Here is an 18391-nt window from a genome sequence, read left to right as displayed (position 1 = left end):
GTCTAGGGCAGGGGCGCCACAGACCCGGGGCATTGCAGGGGCAATGTTTGAGCATCGCCCCGGAATGACACGACGTTGCCAGTGTGTTCACCCCTCCAGCGCGATCGCGTGGATGTGGCGGCCGTAATCCGGCTCCTTGCGGTGCACCGAGCGGCGATAACTGAAGAAGCGGTCGTCGGCATAGGTGTCGAGACCGAGATCGTCGATCATCAGGATGCCGGCGGCCTCCAGCCGCTTCCGAATGAAGCCTGCAAGGTCGAACATCGCATGGCCGTCGCGGACCGACGGGATGAAGTAGACCGCGTTCTCCGCGTCCGCCTCGATGAAGCGCGCCACGAACTCGTTGCCGACTTCATAGCTGTCCTGCCGGATCAGCGGGCCGATCGCGGCGATGATGCCGCTGCGCGAGGCGCCGAGCTTTTCCATCGCTGCAATCGTGGATTCCAGCACGCCGGTCAGCGCGCCCTTCCAGCCGGCATGAGCGCCGCCAATCACCCGCGCGTTGGGATCGACGAACAGCACCGGCCCGCAATCGGCGGTGGAGACGCCAAGCGCAATGCCGGGCGTTTTGGTGACCAGCGCATCGCCCTTCGGCCGCGGCCCGTTCGGCCACGGGGCCTCTGCGACGAGAACGTCGGGCGAGTGGATCTGGTGCAGGCTGAGAAAACGGTCCGATGCGACGCCGACATGCTCGGCCATGCGGCGCCGGTTTTCCGCGACATGCGAGGGATCGTCGTTGGAACCGAGCCCGCCGTTGAGCGCGGCATAGATGCCGCCCGAAACGCCGCCTTCACGGGTGAAGAAGGAATGGCGCAAGCCGGGGACCGCTGACAGCAGCGACGAAGCAAGCGTCATGATGCGTGTCCGGCTCGTTCGAGATCGCTAAGGCCCGCTAGTCCAGTCAGCCGCGGCTCGGAGATGCCAAGCACCTTGAACATCGAACCCATGCCGCTGCGCCCGGTTTCGGTCAGTCGCTTCAGCGCAATGGAAATGTCGGTGGCGACCTCCGGCGCCGCCTTCTGCATCAGCGCCGCCGCGCGGGTGTCGATGCCGACGCGCTTGAGGAAATCACCCTGCGTTACCGGGCCGTGCACGAGGGCACCGACGTCCTCCGCCGCCCGCGCCAGCGCCTGGAAGTCGACGTGGGCGGTGACATCGGCCTGGCCCGGCGCCTTCAGCGGATCGGTGAAGGTATGGCGCGCAATCGCCTGGAAGGTGTCGCCGGCATCGCTGCGCAGATGGCCGTAATCGATGATCAGCGCGGCACCGTCCTGGTCGCGCACCCGCGTGGCGAGCTTCATGATCTCGGAATCCGGCCGCCATTCGAACACGGCGCCGACGGGGGCCGCGCGCACCAAGGGCGGCAGCAGCACGTCGAAGCGCGGCGTCGGCTCGGACGCTGCGCCGAACTGAAGCTTGCCGTTGGGGTCGATCTCGATCACGCGCTCGTGCCAGCCGTTCTCGAGCTTCACCATCTGGTGGATCGGCAGCACGTCGAAATATTCGTTGGCGAGGATGATGCTCGGGCCTTCGGGCACGTCGTCGATGCTGTCGTGCCAGGCGATGTTGCGCACGCCCGCCAGCGTCGCGCTCTGCCGGTCGCGCAGGACCGGATTGACCTCGACCAGGTCGATATGAAGCGCCTGGTAGAGCGGCGGCAGCACGCGCAATGCGCGCAGTGCATCCGCCATCATGGTGCCGCGGCCGGGGCCGATCTCGATCAGCCGCAAAAACTGCGGCGAGCCCATCTGTTTCCACACCGACGCGGTCCACAGGCCGAGCAGCTCGCCGAACATCTGGCTGACCTCGGGCGCGGTGGTGAAGTCGCCCTCGCGCCCGAGCGGATCGCGCGAGACGTAATAGCCGTAGCGCGGATGCATCAGGCACAGTTCCATGTACCGCCAGACCGGCATGGGGCCCGAGGATTTGATCAGCGCCTTGATCTCGTTCAACAGCGGCGAGTCGGTCACGGCCTGCTTTCTCGAAGTGAATTAACGAATGGCCTCGATGGGCCTCGGCGTACCACGCCGCACTGCCCTTACAATAAGTATCCCGCCGACGATAAGCATCGGGATCGACAACAGCATACCCATGGTTAATCCGCCCCAGAGGAATCCGAGCTGAGCGTCAGGTTCACGGAATTGCTCGCCGACGATCCGGGTCAGGCCATAGATGAAGATAAAGGCACCGACGACCATGCCGGGCCGCTTCAAAGCGCCGAGACGGATCATCACCGCGAGCACCACGAAGAGCAAAATACCCTCCATCCCGGCCTCATAGAGCTGGCTCGGATGGCGCGGCAGGTGGGTTGGGTCGTTGGGGAAGATCATCGCCCACGGCAGGCTCGGATCGGTCGCGCGGCCCCACAATTCGCCGTTGATGAAATTGGCGATCCGCCCGAGGAATAGCCCGATCGGGCCGACGGCAAGAGCAACATCGCCGAGCGACAGGATCGGGATGCCGTTGCGGCGGGCAAACAAGATCGCTGCGATGACGCAGCCGAGGAAGCCGCCATGGAACGACATGCCGCCCTCCCACAATCGGAAGATCGCGGTGGGATGGTCGATGAAGAAGGGCAGATTGTAGAACAGCACGTATCCGGCGCGGCCGCCCAGGATGATGCCGAGCGTGACCCAGAGGATGAAGTCGTCGATCTGGAGCAGCGAGATCGGCGCGGGTCCGCCCCACAGGCGCTCCTTCTTCAGGAGCGAGCGGGCATAGAGCCAGCCGAGCACGATGCCGCCGATATAGGCGAGCGCGTACCAGCGGATCGCGAACGGTCCGATCGCGACTGCGATCGGATTGAAGGATGGGAAGTCGATCAGCAGAAAGGGCATCGCGCCTTCGAGGGGCTAGACGAGGTTGCGGCGATAGAGCGCGAGCAGCCGCTCCCAATGCCGCTCGGCCGCGTCGCGGTCATAGACCGGGCGTTTGGGGAAGGCGAAGCCGTGATGGGTGCCGGGGTAGATCTCGACCTCGGCGTTGGCGCCCTTCATGCCTTGCTTTACCTTCTCGATGATCTCCGTGGGCGCGTAGATGTCGGTCTCGGCGCAGGCGAAATAGAGTTCGGCCTTGGTTTTGCCGGCGGCGAGATGCGGGCTGTTGTCCTCGTCGGTTGCCAGATGCGTTCCGTAGATCGAGGCGGCGGCCTTGACGCGATCGGCAAGATGCGTGGCGGCGTTCACGGCGTAGCGGCCGCTCATGCAATAGCCGACGGTGCCGACGATCTTCGTGTTCGCGGCCGTCTGGCCCTCGGCATAGGTGAGCAGCGCCCTGGTGTCATCCATGATCATGGGAATGTTGATCGAGGCCATCAGCGCGAACATGCGCTTGCGCTCAGGCGCGTTCGGATCGGCCGGCAGCGCGCCGAGCTCCATCGCGCCGGAGCGGTAGTAGAGGTTCGGCAGCATCACGTAATAGCCGGATGTCGCGAACCGGCGCGCCATGTCGCGCAGCTCTTCGCGGATCGCCGGCGCGTCCATGTAGAACAGGATGACCGGGAACGGCCCGCCGCGCTCGGGATGAGCGATGAAGGTTGCGGTGTGACCGTCTTTGGTTGGAATTGCGATCTGCTGCTCGATCATGTCTTGCGTTCCGCTTTGTGATTCTTGTTATGCAGGGACGTTGAATACGATTGCAAGGAAACCGGGGCATGACAAGGATACCGCCGCTCGGCTCTTGAACCGGCCGGTCCGGATTGCCATTGTGTTTCGGAGCGCTCGCGCAAAGTTTATCGAGAGCCGCCAGGAGACCGACATGACCCAGACCACCAACCGGTTTTTCGACGAGATCGGCCGCCTGATGAACGACGCCGCCGGTGCCGCGCAGGGCGCCAAGCGCGAGTTCGACACGGTGCTGCGCAACCAGGCCGAAAAATTCCTGCGCGACATGGATCTGGTCAAGCGCGAGGAGTTCGAGGCGGTCAAGGACATGGCCCGCCTGGCGCGTGAGGAAAACGAGGCGCTGAAGGCGCGGATCGCGGCGCTGGAGGCCAAGCTCGGCGGGTAGAGGTCGTCTTACTCTCCCCTCCAGGGGAGGGTAGGGAACCCCTGCGGCCGGCCCATTCTCCTTGTCATTTCCGCGTCTTCCGGCTAAAAGCCCGCCAGTTCGTGGCCCCCGCACCCCTGGAGGCTTGCTGCGAACTGCACCATGGGCCGCGTTGCGGCCCATTAACTTTTGCAAAAACAAGGACTTAACGTTATGGCGACGACCGTCAAGGAATTGAAGGCGACCGCACGTCCGAACAGCGGCAAGGGGGCCGCCCGGGCTGAGCGTCGCGCCGGGAAAGTGCCCGGAGTGATCTATGGCAACAAGCAACCCCCGCTCACGATCTCGGTTGATGATCGCGAACTGCGCCAGCGCATCCTCGCCGGCCGGTTCCTGACCACGCTGGTCGACATCGACCTCGACGGCAAGAAGCACCGCGTGATTCCGCGCGACTTCCACCTCGATCCGGTCAAGGACTTCCCGATCCATGTCGACTTCATGCGGCTCGGCGAAGGCGCCACCATCCGCATCAGCGTGCCCCTGCACGTGGTGAAGGCGGAAGGCTCGCCCGGCGTGAAGCGCGGCGGCGCCGTCAACATCGTCGCGCACGCGATCGAGCTCGAATGCGGCGTCGAGAACATCCCGCAGTTCATCGAGGCCGATGTCGGCTCGCTCGAAATCGGTCACTCGCTCCATCTGTCGGACATCAAGCTGCCGACCGGCGTGAAGGCGCTGACCCGCGAGGACGCGACCCTCGTCACCATCGTTCCGCCCTCCGGCTACGCCGAAGAGCAGAAGGCGGCGGCTACGGCTGCGGCTGGTGGTGCGGCTCCGGGCGCTGCGGCTGCTCCGGCGGCTGGCGCGGCCGCGCCTGCTGCGGGTGCTGCTGCTCCGGCAGCGGCTGCCAAGGCTCCGGCGGCCAAGGCTCCGGCTGCCAAGGCTCCCGCCGGCGGCGACAAAAAGAAGTAATCTCTCAAAGCTGGCGCGCGATCTCTGATCGCGCGCCGAGCGAGGGGCGCGCCGCGTCATGCGACTGTTTGTTGGGCTCGGCAATCCCGGCGCGAAATACGCACGTAACCGGCACAATATCGGCTTCATGGCCGTGGACGAGGTCGCGCGGCGTCATGGTTTCGCACCGTGGCGCCGTCGCTTTCAGGGCGAGACCTCGGAGGGCGCGCTCGGCACTGAGCGCGTGATTCTGCTCAAGCCGACGACCTATATGAACGACTCGGGCCGTAGCGTTCAGGAGGCGGCAAGCTTCTTCAAGATCGCGCCCGGTGACGTCACCGTGTTCCACGACGAACTCGAACTGCCGCCGGGCAAGGTGCGGGTGAAGATCGGCGGCGGCATTGCCGGCCATAACGGCCTGCGCTCGATCTCCGCCCATATCGGCAACGAGTACCGCCGGGTGCGGCTCGGCATCGGTCATCCCGGCGTCAAGGAGATGGTGCACGGCCATGTGCTGTCGGACTTCGCCAAGGCCGACAACGACTGGGTGGCGACGCTCTGCGACGCGGTGGCCGAACACGCCGCACTGATCGTCAAGGGCACGGACGCGACCTTCGCCAACAGGGTGCATCTCGCCATGCAGGCGAAGGGATTTTTGACCAAGGACGACAACGGCAAAGAGTAGGGTGCGTTTGCTAGCCCACCCTGCGCACTGCCCTACGAGGACACCATGGGATTTAAATGCGGGATTGTCGGGTTGCCCAATGTCGGCAAGTCGACCTTGTTCAATGCGCTGACCGAGACGGCCGCCGCACAAGCGGCGAACTATCCGTTCTGCACCATCGAGCCGAATGTCGGCGAGGTCGCGGTGCCCGATCCGCGGCTGGACAAGCTGTCGGCGATTGCGAAATCAGCGCAGATCATTCCGACCCGGCTGACCTTCGTCGACATCGCGGGCCTGGTGCGCGGCGCCTCGAAGGGCGAAGGCCTCGGCAACCAGTTCCTCGCCAACATCCGCGAGGTCGACGCCATCGCGCATGTCGTGCGCTGCTTTGAAGATTCCGACATCACCCATGTCGAGGGCAAGATTGCCCCGCTCGCCGACATCGAGACCATCGAGACCGAGCTGATGCTCGCCGACCTCGACAGCCTCGAGAAGCGCGTCGACAATCTCGCCAAGAAGGCCAAGGGCAACGACAAGGACGCCAAGGAGCAGCTCGACCTCGTCAACCGCACGCTGGTGCTGCTGCGCGAGGGCAAGCCCGCGCGCCTGGTCGAGCGCAAGGCCGAGGAGGAGCGAGCTTTCTCGATGCTCGGCTTGCTGTCGTCAAAGCCCGTGCTTTACGTCTGCAATGTCGAAGAGGGTTCGGCTGCTACCGGCAACGGATTCTCCAAGGCAGTCGAAGAGCAGGCGGCGAAAGAGGGCGCGGTCGCCGTCGTCATCTCTGCAAAAATCGAATCCGAGATTGCGACGATCTCGCGTGACGAGCGCGCCGATTTCCTGGAGACGCTGGGCCTGGAGGAGGCCGGTCTCGATCGCTTGATCCGCGCCGGCTACACGCTGCTCGACCTCATCACCTATTTCACGGTGGGGCCGAAGGAAGCGCGCGCCTGGACCATTTACCGCGGCACCAAGGCGCCGGGTGCGGCCGGGGTGATTCACACCGATTTCGAGAAGGGCTTTATCCGCGCCGAGACGATTGCGTATGAGGATTACGTCGCGCTCAACGGCGAAGCCGGCGCCCGCGATGCCGGCAAGCTGCGCCTCGAAGGCAAGGAATACACCGTCGCCGACGGCGACGTGATGCATTTCCGGTTTAATACGTAAGGTCTCGTTGTCATTCCGGGGCGCGCCTCTTGGCGCGAACCCGGAATCGATTCATCCATTCACTCTGAGGCCCGATGGATTCCGGGTTCGCGCTTCGCGCGCCCGGGAATGACGATCTACCGCAACCCGCCGCCCTGGTCCCGGATCGCGCCGAGATGCTCGTTGATGCGGAAGATGATCAGGATCAGCTCCGCGGCGATGCGCGAGAACACGATGCCGACGACGACACCCGCGATCGACTCCAGCACCACCAGGAAGCCGGCGAACGGGCTGATCGCCATCACCTGGAGACCAGCAAAGATTCCGGAGAGTCCGAATAGGCAGATTACGCCGATCACCAGCCAGTAGAAGGTCTTGATGATCGTCGGCGTGATGAAGCGGTCCCATTGAAACAGATCGCTGAATGAAAACATCTCTTTCCCCCGGGCAAATCGCGCCTCCCGGCCGCGTCAATCCGACGATGAGGCTGGTCCGGCCCGACTCGCCGAATGTAGCACGAGCCATGCGGGCCGGCGGGTTGAGATTGCCGCAAAGTGCGGCCACAATCTGTCCTTCCTCCAAAGCTTTCCCAAGATGACCCTGACCTTCGAAGATTTCCCACCCGGCCGGTTCGGCACGTTCGGCCCGCGCCATGTCACCCGCGACGAGATCCTGGCCTTTGCCGCCGAGTTCGATCCGCAGCCGATGCATCTGGACGAGGAGGCCGCAGCCAAGAGCATGCTGCGCGGCCTGTCGGGCTCGGGCTGGCACCTCTGCTCGCTGATGATGCGGATGATGGCCGATGGCTTCATCACGCGTGCCGCGTCGCTCGGCTCGCCCGGCGTCGATGAGGTACGCTGGCTGTCTCCGTTACGGCCCGGCGACGACCTCACGCTCGACGTCGATGTCGTGGAGGCGCGCGCCTCGAAGAGCCGTCCCGAACTCGGCATCGTCAAGTTCAAATGCACCGTGCGCAACGCCAGGGGCGAGGCGCTGTGCGAGATGACCTCGCCGATCCTGATCGAGCGGCGCGAGGGAGCGGCCTGATGTGGTTCTTCGAGGAGATCGCGATCGGCCATCGCCGCGAGGTCGGCGCTTATACCTTCACCGCAGAGTCCATCAAGACTTTCGCCGCGAAATTCGATCCGCAGCGCTTCCATCTCGACGAGGAGGAAGGCAAGAACTCGCTGTTCGGCGGGCTCGCAGCGTCCGGCTGGCATGTCGGCTCGGCCTGCATGAGTCTGCTTGTCGCGGACGGCCAGCGCCTGACGAAGGAGGCGATTGCACGCGGCGATGAAGTCGCGGTGTGGGGGCCGTCGCCGGGCTTCCGCGACCTGCGCTGGATCAAGCCGGTGCTCGCCGGCGACACCGTCGCTTACGCCAATGTCGTCGTCGACAAGCGCGCCTCCGGCTCGCGTCCCGGCTGGGGCATTCTGACCGCCCGCACCACCGGCACCAACCAGCGCGGCGAAGAGGTCTATTCCATCACCGCCAGCGCCTTCGTGCCGATGCGCGGGAAGGGCGGTTAGATCCGTTCCAGGATGAACAGCCGAAAAGAGCGCGTGAGTGTTGCCCGCGGGCTATGGACGCGATTCGGGGCTGCTGCCATAAGCCTTTTCGAGATGGCCGGTCTGCGAAGCATCCGCCGGAACCATCGAGTTGCTAACCAATTATGAACCTGTCGCTGTCTATTTGAACTGGGCAGAGTACAGGGGACGAGCACCATGGCAGACCGCGGCGCACTCAAGCTGGTCGGATTTATCTTCGCTACCGCCACGCTGGCCGTGATGCTGGTCGCCGGCATGGTGGTGAAGGGCTATGCCGATGGCGGCTACACCCTGGAAGCCTCGACGATCGACGCGAGCCGTTAAGAGATCGTTAACTCCGCGGGGCCGCGAAGTGGCCTCCGCACTCAGCGGCTATAGACGAACGCCAGCACCGCAATCGCAACAGCCAGCAATCCGACAAAGCGCAGCATGATCGTGCCGAACTGGTTCGGCGCCGGCCGCAGCGGTATCGGGTCCGTGTTATCGGGCCGAATGCTTTCCATAAATGAATGTCCCCGGGCCCGGCCGTAGGCGGCCGTGAGCGCTTGGCATTGGTCGCCGGGGATGGGCGGAGGGTTCAACGGCGGGGCACTCACCCCTGGAATCAAAACCGCCGCGCCCTTTTCGGAACGCGGCGGCCGGTGATGCGAGACGTGTGGGATCAGCTGTTGCGCAGGCCGTCGGCGGCGCGTTTCCACTGGGTGACGTTGTCGGCGATCATGCGGGTCGACTTCATCGCGGCCTGACTGAGCTGGGCGTAGCCGGAGATCTCGCGCTGGACGCGCTGGCCTTCGGCATGGAGCAGGTCGCGCAGGCTCTCGAGCTCCGAAATCAAATTCTCGATCTCGGCAAGCGACGTGCCGGCGACGCGCTGGATCAGCGAGTTGACGTTGGTGACGGTGGCTTCCGCGGTCGCGTCGAGCGGCGGTGCGTCGGCGGTCGTTGCTGCCGGACGGCGCAGATAGGCGATGTCGTTGCGGACGAAATCGCGGATGCCGGCTTCGACTTCCGTCACAGCGGCGAGGTTGTTGTCGACCGTCTCGGTCTCGGTGGCTTCGGTCTTTTCCGGACGCGTGGCGTTCATCGTTGTTCCCCTGTTCGCGTTGACGCAGCGCGAGTGTCCCCCGCACGACGATGTGTGTCAGGCCAACCCATCAGGGCGTCGGATTTTGACAGCAACGGGGCAAAGATGCGGCAAGGGCGGACCATTCGGGGGCTTTGCCGTGGCGTTTGGTTACGAGAGTCTAAAGAAAATTCACCAGCTCTTCTTGAAGCCCGCGGTCAGCCTCTTGTTGATCGCGCCTTGCGAGGTCTCGCCGACCGAGCCGGAGACGGTGACGTTGTCGAACAGCTTCTGCTCGGCGCCGAACTTGCGCAGCCATTTGTCGTCGGTGGTCGACAGCGTCTGGCCGGCGGTGACGCTGGTTCCGGTGCCGGTGATCTCGACCTTGGCGGACTGGTCGGTCTCGTAATTGCGCGTGGTGCGGCCGGCTATCCCGGGGAGCGCGGTGGTGCCCTGCTGGTTGACGCTGTAGCCGTTCTGGAGCGTCAGCGACGTGTCGCCTGCCAGCGGCACTGACTTGGTCAGCGACGCGCCGATCTTGCTCTGCTCGGAGCCGGGATCGATGCGGCCTTCCACCGCGGTCTTGTCCCAGACGGGGCCCGCGCCCGGGGCGGTCGCAGCCGCCCAGGCGCTGCCGGAGGATTGCGGCAGGTTGCCGCCATTGGCGGCCTTCTGGGCCAAGAGCTCCGACATCGTGGTCGGCTCTTTCGCCACCGTCATGTCGGCGCCTACGCGGGTGTCCCAGAACGAGGAGACCGACTGCTTGACCTTCACCCCCGAGGAGCCGTTGGCATTGGCGTTGGACGACCAGTCCATCCCGTCCCTGGCCGCGGCCTGGGCGCGCTTCTTGGCGGCGATGATGTCGTTGAGCGTGCCGGCGTCGATGGCGAGCTGTCCCCAGTCGAGCTTGTCGACGTCGATGCCCTTGAGCACGTCGGGGTCGTTGACGTCGGGGGCATCAGCGGCGTCGGACTCCTCGTCAGGCGCGGTCGCGGCGGGGGCAGGGGAGAAGGGCGGAATGATCTGCGCCGAGGCGGTCAGGACCGAGCCGAAAATGAACGCAGCCGCCAGCGGCAGCCGGGTCCAGCCAAAACCTGTCGAGAATTCCATCGTCCTGCCCGCGAGCCCAGTTCGCGCGAAGGATGCGGAACTATCGTTGCAAAATTGTGGCGTTCGCCTCGCCCAGAGCATGATCCGGAAAAGCGTGCAGCGGTTTTCCGAAAAGATCATGCTCAAACAATAGAATAACGAACCAACGGGCCGCGCGAAAGGCGCGCGCCCGACGACGAGCTTCTCCACGACGGCATCTGGCGGGGCTGGAGGCCAGGACGCGTCGGGGGAGCATCAATCCATCGGTCCCGCATTGCGGGGCCCGTTGGTGTCCCCCTCAGCCGACGCTGGTCATCTTCGGCAGATGAATGGCGCGGCCGAGTGCCTGCTCGACCAGGTCGAAAGTGTCGATCAGCACACGCATGTTGACGAGCCGGTCGGCTTTGAACTGGGCGAACTGCGCGACCCGCAAGCTAATCGGCTTGTCGGAATCCAGCGCGGTGAGCGAATAGCGCAGCATCGAGGAGGCGGAATCGACACCCAGCATGATGCTCTCGCGGTCGAAGCGGCGGACGCGGAAGTTGTCGGCGAGCTGATGGATGACGTCGAGCACAGCGAGCTTGCCCTGGCGCGCGCCCAGGAACGGAAACATGTCGATCGGGCCGTAGACCGCCCAATCGACGTCCTCGTCGATCAGGGCCTCGATATCCTCGAAATGCCGGTCGTTGATCGCACGGTGCAACGCGCGCGAAAAACGCCAGAGGCTGTGCTCTGTCATTTGGGACGTCCTGGGACTGCATGCAAAAAAACGAAAAACAACCCCATGCACAGTAAGGTGCCGGAGGGCTGCTCAATTCATTAGTGTACAAACAAAATAGGCTCGATTTGCGAAAATGCAAATCACGATTTTGCAATGCACAAGTGAGCGCACTTTGTGAATTTTACAATAGAACCCCGTATTTTACCGGTCCCGGCCGCATGCTGGTCCGGTAGCGGGTTCCCGCTCGACTGCGATCGTGCCGTCGCGCATCGCGCCGGCACGGGTTACCCGCCATCCACCGGCACTCCCACGATCAGCGGACCGATCTCCCGCTCCAGCACCTGCTGCACCAGATCGTAGGAATCGATGATCTCGCGGATCTCCGACACCAGCCCGTCGCGAAAAGTGTAGAACACCGCCATGTCGAACTGCACGATGCGGTCGTTGCTGCGCTTCCTGAAATAGGTAAGCAGATAGGTCGCGACCGCGTCGCCCTCGGCGATGATGCGCGGCGCCTCGTAGCGGATCTCCGAATAGCGTGACCAGACCGTCTGCCAGAGCGCACGCAATTCCGCTTTGCCGTGGCGCCGGCCCATATGCGGCAGCACGTCGATCGGTGCGTGGGTGAGGAAGTCGACGTCGTCGGTGCAGCACGCCAGCGCGGCCTCGAGATCGCCGCGCGCGAAGGTGTCCAGCAGATGCAGCACGCGTTGCCTGTTCAGCGATTCAACCGTCATACTGCTCCCGCCCTTATTGGCCGTGAATTGCCAACGCTATCGCGCCGCTCGCGGATCCATCAATCCGCAGAAACACCGACAATGCTGCGATTGGTCACGTTGCGATGGACCGGGGTTCACACCATGCAAGGGCGGGTTGCGCATCTATCCGCATGCGCGAATTGGAGTCGTGGCTTTGACGTCTCGCGCAGTGTAGCCGGCGCGTTTCAACGTGCCGCGAGCGTGGAACCCGAACCCACCCGCGCTCGTTGAGGCGGCAACACCTCATCCGGAGACATCGACCCATGAAATCCTTCGCCGCCATCGCCGCCGCGCTCCTCATGCTCGGCGCAACCTCCGCCGCCAACGCCAAGGGCTGCATCAAGGGCGCCGTCGTCGGCGGCGTCGCCGGCCACTATGCCGGCCATCACGGCGTGCTCGGTGCCGCCGCCGGCTGCCTCTACGGTCGCCACCAGGCCAAAGAACAGGAACAGCAGCAGGACAAGCAGCAGCAACAGCAGAGCCAGGTGAACGGGCAAGGCAAGCTGTAAGGCGCCCGTCACCGCATCGGCGGTGCGCTCCCTCGCCCCGCTTGCGGGGAGAGGGTTGGGGTGAGGGGGAGTCTCCCCGGGGACGGCGACAGTTGGATTCGCGGAGACTCCCCCTCACCCGAAATCCGCGAAGCGCGGATTTCGACCTCTCCCCGCAAGCGGGGCGAGGTGAAGAGCAACTTGTGACCCATCTCACATCACCCGTCTCCCGATGCGGCTAACATCATCCGCATGTCATCAGGGAGACGTGCCATGGCCGTCACCGCCGCCGCGAGAAAGTCCCGCCTGCACAACGCGCTCGAAGGCTTTGCGCTGACCGCGATCCTCCAGAGCTTTCCGACCTTCGCCGCCGCCGCGCTGCTGCTCAAACTGTTCGGCAATCACGACCTCGTCGGCGACCCCGGCGTCGCCATCTTCGTCGCCTTGGCCTCGCTGGTTCATGCAGTGATCGCGGTGACGCTAGGGCCGGTGATTCCGGCGGCGCTCTCCAGGCTCCTCTACGAGCCGAGCTTCTTCGATCCCACCCTGTCGCTTGCCGACAAGATCACCGCATGGCGCACCCAGCCCGTCGCATCGCTCCAACTCGTGACCATCGTGCTGCTGCTGTCGGTGCTGGCCGTGGTGACGGCGAGCGTGGGATGAGGGCGTCATGACCTCAATCACCGCGCCGAAATTCGGCCCGCTCAACTGGCTCGAAGGCTTTGCGCTCACCACAATCCTTCAGGGCTTCCCGATCTTCGCCGCCGCTTCGCTGATGGTGAAGCTTCTGGGGAATGACCGCGGAAGCAGTCCCGTCTTCACTATCGCGCCGGCGTCAATCTTCTACAGCATCTTCGTCGTCTCGGTCGTGTCAGCATTCCCGAGAGTCTTCAAGAACGGCTACGAGGCGCAGTTCTTCGACGCGAGCCTGTCCTTCTCGGAAAAAATCGCCCGCTGGCGCGGGAAGCCGGCGACGTCGGTGCAGCTCGTGGCCTCGGTGCTGCTGCTGTCGCTGCTGGCGACGATTGCAGGGTGAGGGGTACTTGTCATTCCGGGGCGCGCAAAGCGGCGAGCCCGGAATCCATGACCGCGAATGGCGCGGATGGTACGACGCTCCCCTACCTCTTCTTCCACCCACCCCTATGCCCCGGCATCCCGCCCGTCGACTTCGGCGCCGGCCCGAACTCCGGTCTCGACTGCCGCGAATCCGTCGGCTGGATGATCCGGCTCTCGCCGCCGAACGGCTTTGACGGCAGCGCGCGATCCGCACGATAGGGCAACGATTCCGGGCCGTGCATCTCGTCGAGATGCGGCTTGTGCACCTTCGAGCCGCCACCTCCGCCACTCGCTTTCAGCGCCGAGCTCACGGTCTTTTTCTTCATGGCGCTGACGGGCAGGTTCGCGGCATCGCCGTATTTTTTCGCGCCGGCATAGGCGCCGGCCTTTCCCTGCACGGTGCGCTGCTTGACGGTGGGGTCGTCGACCACGGCGAGTTCGGTGGCGCGCAGGCGCTTGACTTCGTCGCGCAGGCGCGCGGCTTCCTCGAAGTTCAGGTCGGCTGCGGCCTCGCGCATCCGCGTTTCGAGATCGCCGAGCACGGCCTCGAAATTGTGGCCGATCGAGATGACGTCGTCGGTCATGTCGTGGCCGCCGATTTCGACCAGCACATGGTCGCGCTCGTAGACGCTGTTCATGATGTCGCCGATCGACTTCTTGATGCTCTCCGGCGTGATGCCATGCGCCGTGTTGTACTCGACCTGCTTCTCGCGGCGGCGGTCGGTTTCGGCGATGGCGCGCTCCATCGATCCCGTCACCTGGTCGGCATAGAGGATCACCTTGCCGTCGACATTGCGCGCGGCGCGGCCGATCGTCTGGATCAGCGAGGTCTCGCTGCGCAGAAAACCTTCCTTGTCGGCGTCCAGGATCGCGACCAGCGCGCATTCGGGAATGTCGAGGCCTTCGCGGAGCAGGTTGATGCCGACCAGCGCGTCGAACGCGCCCAAGCGAAGATCGCGGATGATCTCGATGCGCTCGATGGTGTCGATATCAGAGTGCATGTAGCGGACGCGGATGCCCTGCTCATGCAGATATTCGGTGAGGTCTTCGGCCATGCGCTTGGTCAGCACCGTGACCAGCGAGCGATAGCCGGCCTGCGCGGTGGCGCGGACCTCGCCGACGAGATCGTCGACCTGGGTGCGGGCGGGACGGATGTTGACGGGCGGATCGATCAAGCCGGTCGGGCGGATCACCTGCTCGACGAACACGCCGCCGCTTTCGTTCAGCTCCCAGCCGCTCGGCGTCGCCGACACCGCGACCGTCTGCGGCCGCATCATGTCCCACTCCTCGAAACGTAGCGGGCGGTTGTCCATGCAGGAGGGCAGGCGGAAGCCGTATTCGGCCAGCGTCGCCTTGCGGCGGAAGTCGCCTTTGAACATGGCGCCGATCTGAGGGACAGTGACGTGGCTCTCGTCGGCGAACACCAGCGCGTTGTCGGGCACGTATTCGAACAGCGTCGGCGGTGGCTCGCCGGGCAGGCGCCCGGTGAGATAGCGCGAATAGTTCTCGATGCCGGCACAGCTTCCCGTCGCCTCCATCATCTCGAGGTCGAAGGTGGTGCGCTGCTCCAGCCGCTGCGCTTCCAGCAGGCGGCCCTGGTCGTGGAGCTGGTCGAGCCGCATCTTCAATTCGGATTTGATCGACTTGATCGCCTGCACCAGCGTCGGACGCGGCGTCACATAGTGCGAATTGGCGTAGATCTTGATGAATTCGAGCTCATCCTGCTTGTGGCCGGTGAGCGGATCGAATTCTTCGATGTTCTCGACGGTGTCGCCGAACAAATTCACGCGCCAGGCACGGTCTTCATAGTGCGCCGGAAAGATGTCGATGACGTCGCCACGGACCCGGAAGGTGCCGCGGGTAAAGTCGGCCTGGGTGCGCTTGTACTGGAGCGCGACGAGGTCGGCGATGAGCTGGCGCTGGTCGATGCGCTCGCCCTTCTTCAGCGCGAACGTCATCGCGGTATAGGTCTCGACCGAGCCGATACCGTAGATGCAGGACACCGAGGCCACGATGATGACGTCGTCGCGTTCGAGCAGCGCGCGCGTCGCCGAATGGCGCATGCGGTCGATCTGCTCGTTGATCGACGAGTCCTTTTCTATGTAGGTGTCCGTGCGGGGGACATAGGCTTCCGGCTGGTAGTAGTCGTAATACGAGACGAAATATTCGACCGCGTTGTCCGGGAAGAAGCTCTTGAACTCGCCATAGAGCTGGGCTGCGAGCGTCTTGTTCGGCGCCAGGATGATGGCGGGGCGCTGCGTCGCCTCGATCACCTTGGCCATGGTGTAGGTCTTGCCGGAGCCGGTGACGCCGAGCAGCACTTGCGAGCGGTCGTTGCGCTGGATGCCTTCGACCAGCTCGGCGATCGCGGTCGGCTGGTCGCCGCGCGGCTGGTATTCCGACTTGATCTCGAAGCGCACGCCGCCTTCGGACTTTTCCGGCCGCGGCGGCCGGTGGGGCGTCCAGACCCGCAAGCTACCGTCGTCCTTGCGGAACTCGGGCCGGCCCTCGCGGATCAGCGATTCCAGCGCATCTGCCGTCGCCTTGACGCCGAGCGCCTCCATCTTGTTGCGCGGCGGACGCGCGAGCGCTTCGGCATCGTCCTCCTCTGTCGGCATTCCCAACTGACGAGCCAGTTCCGGATCGAGTGTCGGGATCGTGGCCGAGGTGCCGTAATTCGCCTGCGGCGCCTCGTCGAAACCGCCGCTCTCGCGCGCCCCCGCCGGCTGAGGATTGGGCCGCAGCGGCATCGGTCGCGTGGTGTCTTGCGGAAAGTCCTTCGGCGTCGAGGCGCGTGCGCGATGCGCGGCGGCCTCGCCGCCGGAACGCCGGTCGCGCGAATTGTCCGGCGGCGGCTGGAGGCCGGTGCCCGAGCCAAGTCCGGCATCGCCGCGATTGATCGCGGGATTGAGCAATTCGGCCAGCGCCGGCCCGATCGGCTGCACGTCAGGCCGATGCGCCTTTGAGTTTGGGGCTTTGGATTTGGGAGATTTTGGGGGAGCAGGTTTCTTCGCCATGCCCCGAATATGGGACGAGTCCGCCCCTCAGAAAAGGGCGAATGCCCGTCCGTGCTCAGGCTGCTGACAGCAGGTTGGCAGCAGCCTCGGCGATTACGCCGCCGGCAGCGGCCCGTCGCCGTCCACGACCGTCAAACGCGGCTCGAGGATGTCGAGATGGATCCCGCCGCAATCGGTGCAGCGCATGGTCCAGTATTCGGATCCGGCGCGGCCGCCGATCACGCGGAGCACCGTGAGATCGCCGTCGCATTCCGGACATTTCGACAGCACAGTACGCGCGTAAATCCTCGGCCGCGGTGCGTCTTCGATGTCGATGACTGACATGACCGGTTCCCCCTGTTGTGGCGCGCCGTCCCTGGCCGGTTTGAAATCCTGTTGCTTATTCGTCGTCGCTGTCGTCGGCACGCCGGCGGAAGCGATCGATGTGGTGCTTGGCATCGGCGATCGCGGCGTCGGGATCGGGCCAGGCGAAGCCGACCTCCATGGCCGGGAACAGCACGCCGTCGATGGCAACCGGGCTGAAATCGGCGCGCCGGATCCGGGCGTGCCACAGTCCCTTGCCAGCTTCGAAGGATTCGATGTCAAAGCCGTCGTACAGGGTCGTCATTGGTAGTCCCCAAGTGTCTTGAAGTGTCGCGTAAGGGTCTTGTTGGAGGGTCAGGGGACCACATTTGCTGATTTGGATATGTGAAGCCGTTCACAAGCGGTCGGCTTTTTTGCCGCGCGCCGTCAGTTCCGCGCCGTAGTTCGCCCGATCCGGCGCACGGGACGAGCTGCGGGCTCGGCCGCCGCGCGCATGATCCAGCGGCGGAAGGCGGCAAAATCGCGCTGCTCGGTCTGAAAACTGCGATAGAGCAGGTACCAGCGCATGCCCTTGGGCACCGAGAGGTCGAACGGCGCCACCAGCCGGCCGGCGGCGAGATCGTCGTCGATATAGGGTCGGATGCCCATGGCGATGCCGAGCCCGTCGGCGGCGGCCTGGAGCGCCTGGCCGTAGAACTGGAACTCCGGCCCGCGTGCATTGATCCGGGTGACGCCTGCGGCCCTGAGCCAGATCGGCCAGTCCTCGGTGGAATGCGTGACGCGGATCAGGCTGGGGCCCTTGAGATCGGCCGGCCGCTTCAGGCTCGCGGCGAGCCGGGGCACGCAGACCGGGGTGAGGTCGCCGGCGAACAGTGGCTCGGCGACCAGCCCGGGCCAGTCGCCGGTGCCGAGCTTGATGCCGCAGCTCCAGTCCTCACCGAATGAGACTTCGGCGCCGCCGGTGGTGAAGCGCACCTCGATGTCGGGCTCCTCGTTGCGAAACTCCGACAGCCGCGGGATCAGCCAGCGCATCGCAAAAGTATGCCCGACGCCGATGGTGAGCACGCGGACGCTGGAGGGAGCGGTCACCTGCGCGGTGAGGCTAGCCAGCGCATCGAAGATCGGCGTCAGCCCGCTCTGATAGGCGCGCCCTGCCTGCGTCAGCAACAGCCTGTTGGCCTTGCGCTCGAATAGCGCAACGCCGAGCCGCTCTTCCAGGAGATGCACCATGCGGCTGACGGCGGCCGCCGACACGCTCAGCTCGAGCCCGGCCGCGGCAAAGCTGCCGGTCCGCGCCGCCGCCTCGAATGCCTTGATGCCGTTGAGAAAGAGCAGCCGCCGCAAATGTCCGACCCTCAGAAAAGCTGATGCCAGGGCAAGATAACTCAGTTTGCGCGAGGGGAGCAAGCGGGGCACTTTCTCCTTCGCCTCTCCCCGCGTGCGGGGAGAGGCCGACGCGCGAAGCGTGGCGTGTGAGGGGGAGTCTCCGCGAGTCTCACTGCTAGCGTCCCGGCGCAGACTCCCCCTCACCCCACCCTCTCCCCGCAAGCGGGGCGAGGGAGTGAACCAGCGTCGCGTCCCTGACTTGCCGCAGCTACCCACCGGAG

At 64.8% G+C, this 18391-nt stretch carries 24 protein-coding genes; 10 read left to right on the top strand and 14 right to left on the bottom strand.

Annotation, left to right across the window (positions count from 1 at the left end; genetic code table 11):
- Window positions 1–87: 87 nt before the first annotated feature.
- Genes pgeF through ACPPVR_RS37265 form a run of 4 tightly spaced genes read right to left on the bottom strand, consistent with a single transcriptional unit; the run spans window position 88 to window position 3584 of the window.
- The gene (gene pgeF, locus ACPPVR_RS37280; RefSeq protein ID WP_426611472.1) at window positions 88–855 is read right to left on the bottom strand and encodes a peptidoglycan editing factor PgeF; all 768 of its coding nucleotides are present in this window, start codon (window positions 853–855) and stop codon (window positions 88–90) included.
- Complete coding sequence (locus tag ACPPVR_RS37275) at window positions 852–1970, bottom strand: class I SAM-dependent methyltransferase (RefSeq protein ID WP_426611471.1); 1119 nt, start codon at window positions 1968–1970, stop codon at window positions 852–854. Before ACPPVR_RS37275 ends, pgeF begins: the two co-directional genes overlap by 4 nt.
- A 21-nt stretch (window positions 1971–1991) precedes the next feature.
- The gene (gene lgt, locus ACPPVR_RS37270) at window positions 1992–2837 is read right to left on the bottom strand and encodes a prolipoprotein diacylglyceryl transferase (protein ID WP_426611470.1); all 846 of its coding nucleotides are present in this window, start codon (window positions 2835–2837) and stop codon (window positions 1992–1994) included.
- 15 nt (window positions 2838–2852) lie between these two features.
- A complete protein-coding gene (locus ACPPVR_RS37265; protein ID WP_426611469.1) occupies window positions 2853–3584 on the bottom strand; it encodes a dienelactone hydrolase family protein in 732 nt (243 codons plus the stop codon).
- A gap of 172 nt (window positions 3585–3756) precedes the next feature.
- On the opposite strand from ACPPVR_RS37265, the gene ACPPVR_RS37260 reads away from it, so the two are divergent.
- From ACPPVR_RS37260 to ychF, 4 genes are all read left to right on the top strand, one after another.
- A complete protein-coding gene (locus ACPPVR_RS37260) occupies window positions 3757–4008 on the top strand; it encodes an accessory factor UbiK family protein (RefSeq protein ID WP_128953911.1) in 252 nt (83 codons plus the stop codon).
- Between the two features lie 192 nt (window positions 4009–4200).
- Window positions 4201–4956 carry a 50S ribosomal protein L25/general stress protein Ctc gene (locus tag ACPPVR_RS37255; protein WP_426611468.1) on the top strand — a complete coding sequence of 252 codons (756 nt, stop codon included), beginning with the start codon at window positions 4201–4203 and terminating at the stop codon, window positions 4954–4956.
- 58 nt (window positions 4957–5014) lie between these two features.
- Complete coding sequence (gene pth / locus ACPPVR_RS37250; RefSeq protein ID WP_426611467.1) at window positions 5015–5620, top strand: aminoacyl-tRNA hydrolase; 606 nt, start codon at window positions 5015–5017, stop codon at window positions 5618–5620.
- A 45-nt stretch (window positions 5621–5665) separates the two neighbouring features.
- Window positions 5666–6763: a redox-regulated ATPase YchF gene (gene ychF, locus ACPPVR_RS37245; RefSeq protein ID WP_426611466.1), complete on the top strand. Its 1098-nt coding sequence runs from the start codon at window positions 5666–5668 to the stop codon at window positions 6761–6763.
- Window positions 6764–6879: 116 nt separating this feature from the next.
- Here ychF and ACPPVR_RS37240 read toward each other — a convergent pair whose 3' ends face one another.
- Window positions 6880–7176, bottom strand: coding sequence for a DUF4282 domain-containing protein (locus ACPPVR_RS37240; RefSeq protein WP_426611465.1), 297 nt, complete (start codon window positions 7174–7176; stop codon window positions 6880–6882).
- A gap of 160 nt (window positions 7177–7336) precedes the next feature.
- Between ACPPVR_RS37240 and ACPPVR_RS37235 the strand changes: the two genes are divergently transcribed.
- From ACPPVR_RS37235 to ACPPVR_RS37225, 3 genes are all read left to right on the top strand, one after another.
- Window positions 7337–7789, top strand: coding sequence for a MaoC family dehydratase (locus ACPPVR_RS37235; RefSeq protein WP_426611464.1), 453 nt, complete (start codon window positions 7337–7339; stop codon window positions 7787–7789).
- Window positions 7789–8271 carry a MaoC family dehydratase gene (locus ACPPVR_RS37230; RefSeq protein ID WP_426611463.1) on the top strand — a complete coding sequence of 161 codons (483 nt, stop codon included), beginning with the start codon at window positions 7789–7791 and terminating at the stop codon, window positions 8269–8271. The genes ACPPVR_RS37235 and ACPPVR_RS37230 overlap by 1 nt, the downstream gene beginning before the upstream one ends.
- 195 nt (window positions 8272–8466) lie before the next feature.
- The gene (locus ACPPVR_RS37225) at window positions 8467–8613 is read left to right on the top strand and encodes a hypothetical protein (RefSeq protein ID WP_045003736.1); all 147 of its coding nucleotides are present in this window, start codon (window positions 8467–8469) and stop codon (window positions 8611–8613) included.
- Window positions 8614–8654: 41 nt separating this feature from the next.
- Here ACPPVR_RS37225 and ACPPVR_RS37220 read toward each other — a convergent pair whose 3' ends face one another.
- From ACPPVR_RS37220 to ACPPVR_RS37200, 5 genes are all read right to left on the bottom strand, one after another.
- The gene (locus tag ACPPVR_RS37220) at window positions 8655–8792 is read right to left on the bottom strand and encodes a hypothetical protein (RefSeq protein WP_014492018.1); all 138 of its coding nucleotides are present in this window, start codon (window positions 8790–8792) and stop codon (window positions 8655–8657) included.
- A 158-nt stretch (window positions 8793–8950) separates the two neighbouring features.
- The gene (locus ACPPVR_RS37215; protein ID WP_426611462.1) at window positions 8951–9373 is read right to left on the bottom strand and encodes a hypothetical protein; all 423 of its coding nucleotides are present in this window, start codon (window positions 9371–9373) and stop codon (window positions 8951–8953) included.
- Window positions 9374–9544: 171 nt separating this feature from the next.
- Complete coding sequence (locus ACPPVR_RS37210; protein WP_426611461.1) at window positions 9545–10462, bottom strand: hypothetical protein; 918 nt, start codon at window positions 10460–10462, stop codon at window positions 9545–9547.
- 277 nt (window positions 10463–10739) lie between these two features.
- Window positions 10740–11180, bottom strand: a complete 441-nt coding sequence (locus ACPPVR_RS37205) for a nuclear transport factor 2 family protein (RefSeq protein ID WP_426611460.1) — start codon at window positions 11178–11180, stop codon at window positions 10740–10742.
- A gap of 266 nt (window positions 11181–11446) precedes the next feature.
- Window positions 11447–11899: a nuclear transport factor 2 family protein gene (locus ACPPVR_RS37200; protein ID WP_426611459.1), complete on the bottom strand. Its 453-nt coding sequence runs from the start codon at window positions 11897–11899 to the stop codon at window positions 11447–11449.
- 284 nt (window positions 11900–12183) lie between these two features.
- Here ACPPVR_RS37200 and ACPPVR_RS37195 point away from each other — a divergent pair, with 284 nt between their 5' ends.
- The 3 genes from ACPPVR_RS37195 to ACPPVR_RS37185 all read left to right on the top strand — a co-directional run bounded on the left by ACPPVR_RS37195 (window position 12184) and on the right by ACPPVR_RS37185 (window position 13444).
- Window positions 12184–12429, top strand: coding sequence for a hypothetical protein (locus ACPPVR_RS37195; protein ID WP_426611458.1), 246 nt, complete (start codon window positions 12184–12186; stop codon window positions 12427–12429).
- 252 nt (window positions 12430–12681) lie between these two features.
- The gene (locus ACPPVR_RS37190; protein WP_426611457.1) at window positions 12682–13071 is read left to right on the top strand and encodes a hypothetical protein; all 390 of its coding nucleotides are present in this window, start codon (window positions 12682–12684) and stop codon (window positions 13069–13071) included.
- A 7-nt stretch (window positions 13072–13078) separates the two neighbouring features.
- On the top strand, window positions 13079–13444 hold the full coding sequence (locus tag ACPPVR_RS37185; protein WP_426611456.1) for a hypothetical protein: 366 nt from the start codon (window positions 13079–13081) through the stop codon (window positions 13442–13444).
- An 82-nt stretch (window positions 13445–13526) separates the two neighbouring features.
- Here the strand turns inward: ACPPVR_RS37185 and uvrB are convergent, their stop codons facing one another.
- From uvrB to ACPPVR_RS37165, 4 genes are all read right to left on the bottom strand, one after another.
- A complete protein-coding gene (gene uvrB / locus ACPPVR_RS37180) occupies window positions 13527–16481 on the bottom strand; it encodes an excinuclease ABC subunit UvrB (protein ID WP_426611455.1) in 2955 nt (984 codons plus the stop codon).
- A 93-nt stretch (window positions 16482–16574) separates the two neighbouring features.
- Window positions 16575–16805 (bottom strand): hypothetical protein, encoded by a 231-nt coding sequence (locus ACPPVR_RS37175; RefSeq protein ID WP_426611454.1) that lies wholly within the window; start codon window positions 16803–16805, stop codon window positions 16575–16577.
- A 55-nt stretch (window positions 16806–16860) separates the two neighbouring features.
- Complete coding sequence (locus tag ACPPVR_RS37170; RefSeq protein WP_027534256.1) at window positions 16861–17088, bottom strand: hypothetical protein; 228 nt, start codon at window positions 17086–17088, stop codon at window positions 16861–16863.
- A 122-nt stretch (window positions 17089–17210) separates the two neighbouring features.
- Window positions 17211–18128, bottom strand: a complete 918-nt coding sequence (locus ACPPVR_RS37165) for a LysR substrate-binding domain-containing protein (protein WP_426611453.1) — start codon at window positions 18126–18128, stop codon at window positions 17211–17213.
- Between the last annotated feature and the right edge of the window lie 263 nt (window positions 18129–18391).

It is taken from the genome of Bradyrhizobium sp. McL0616, from assembly GCF_049993385.1.
Classification (GTDB): domain Bacteria; phylum Pseudomonadota; class Alphaproteobacteria; order Rhizobiales; family Xanthobacteraceae; genus Bradyrhizobium.
Note: the sequence above shows the minus strand (reverse complement) of the source record. Positions and strands in the feature narration are given on the sequence as shown.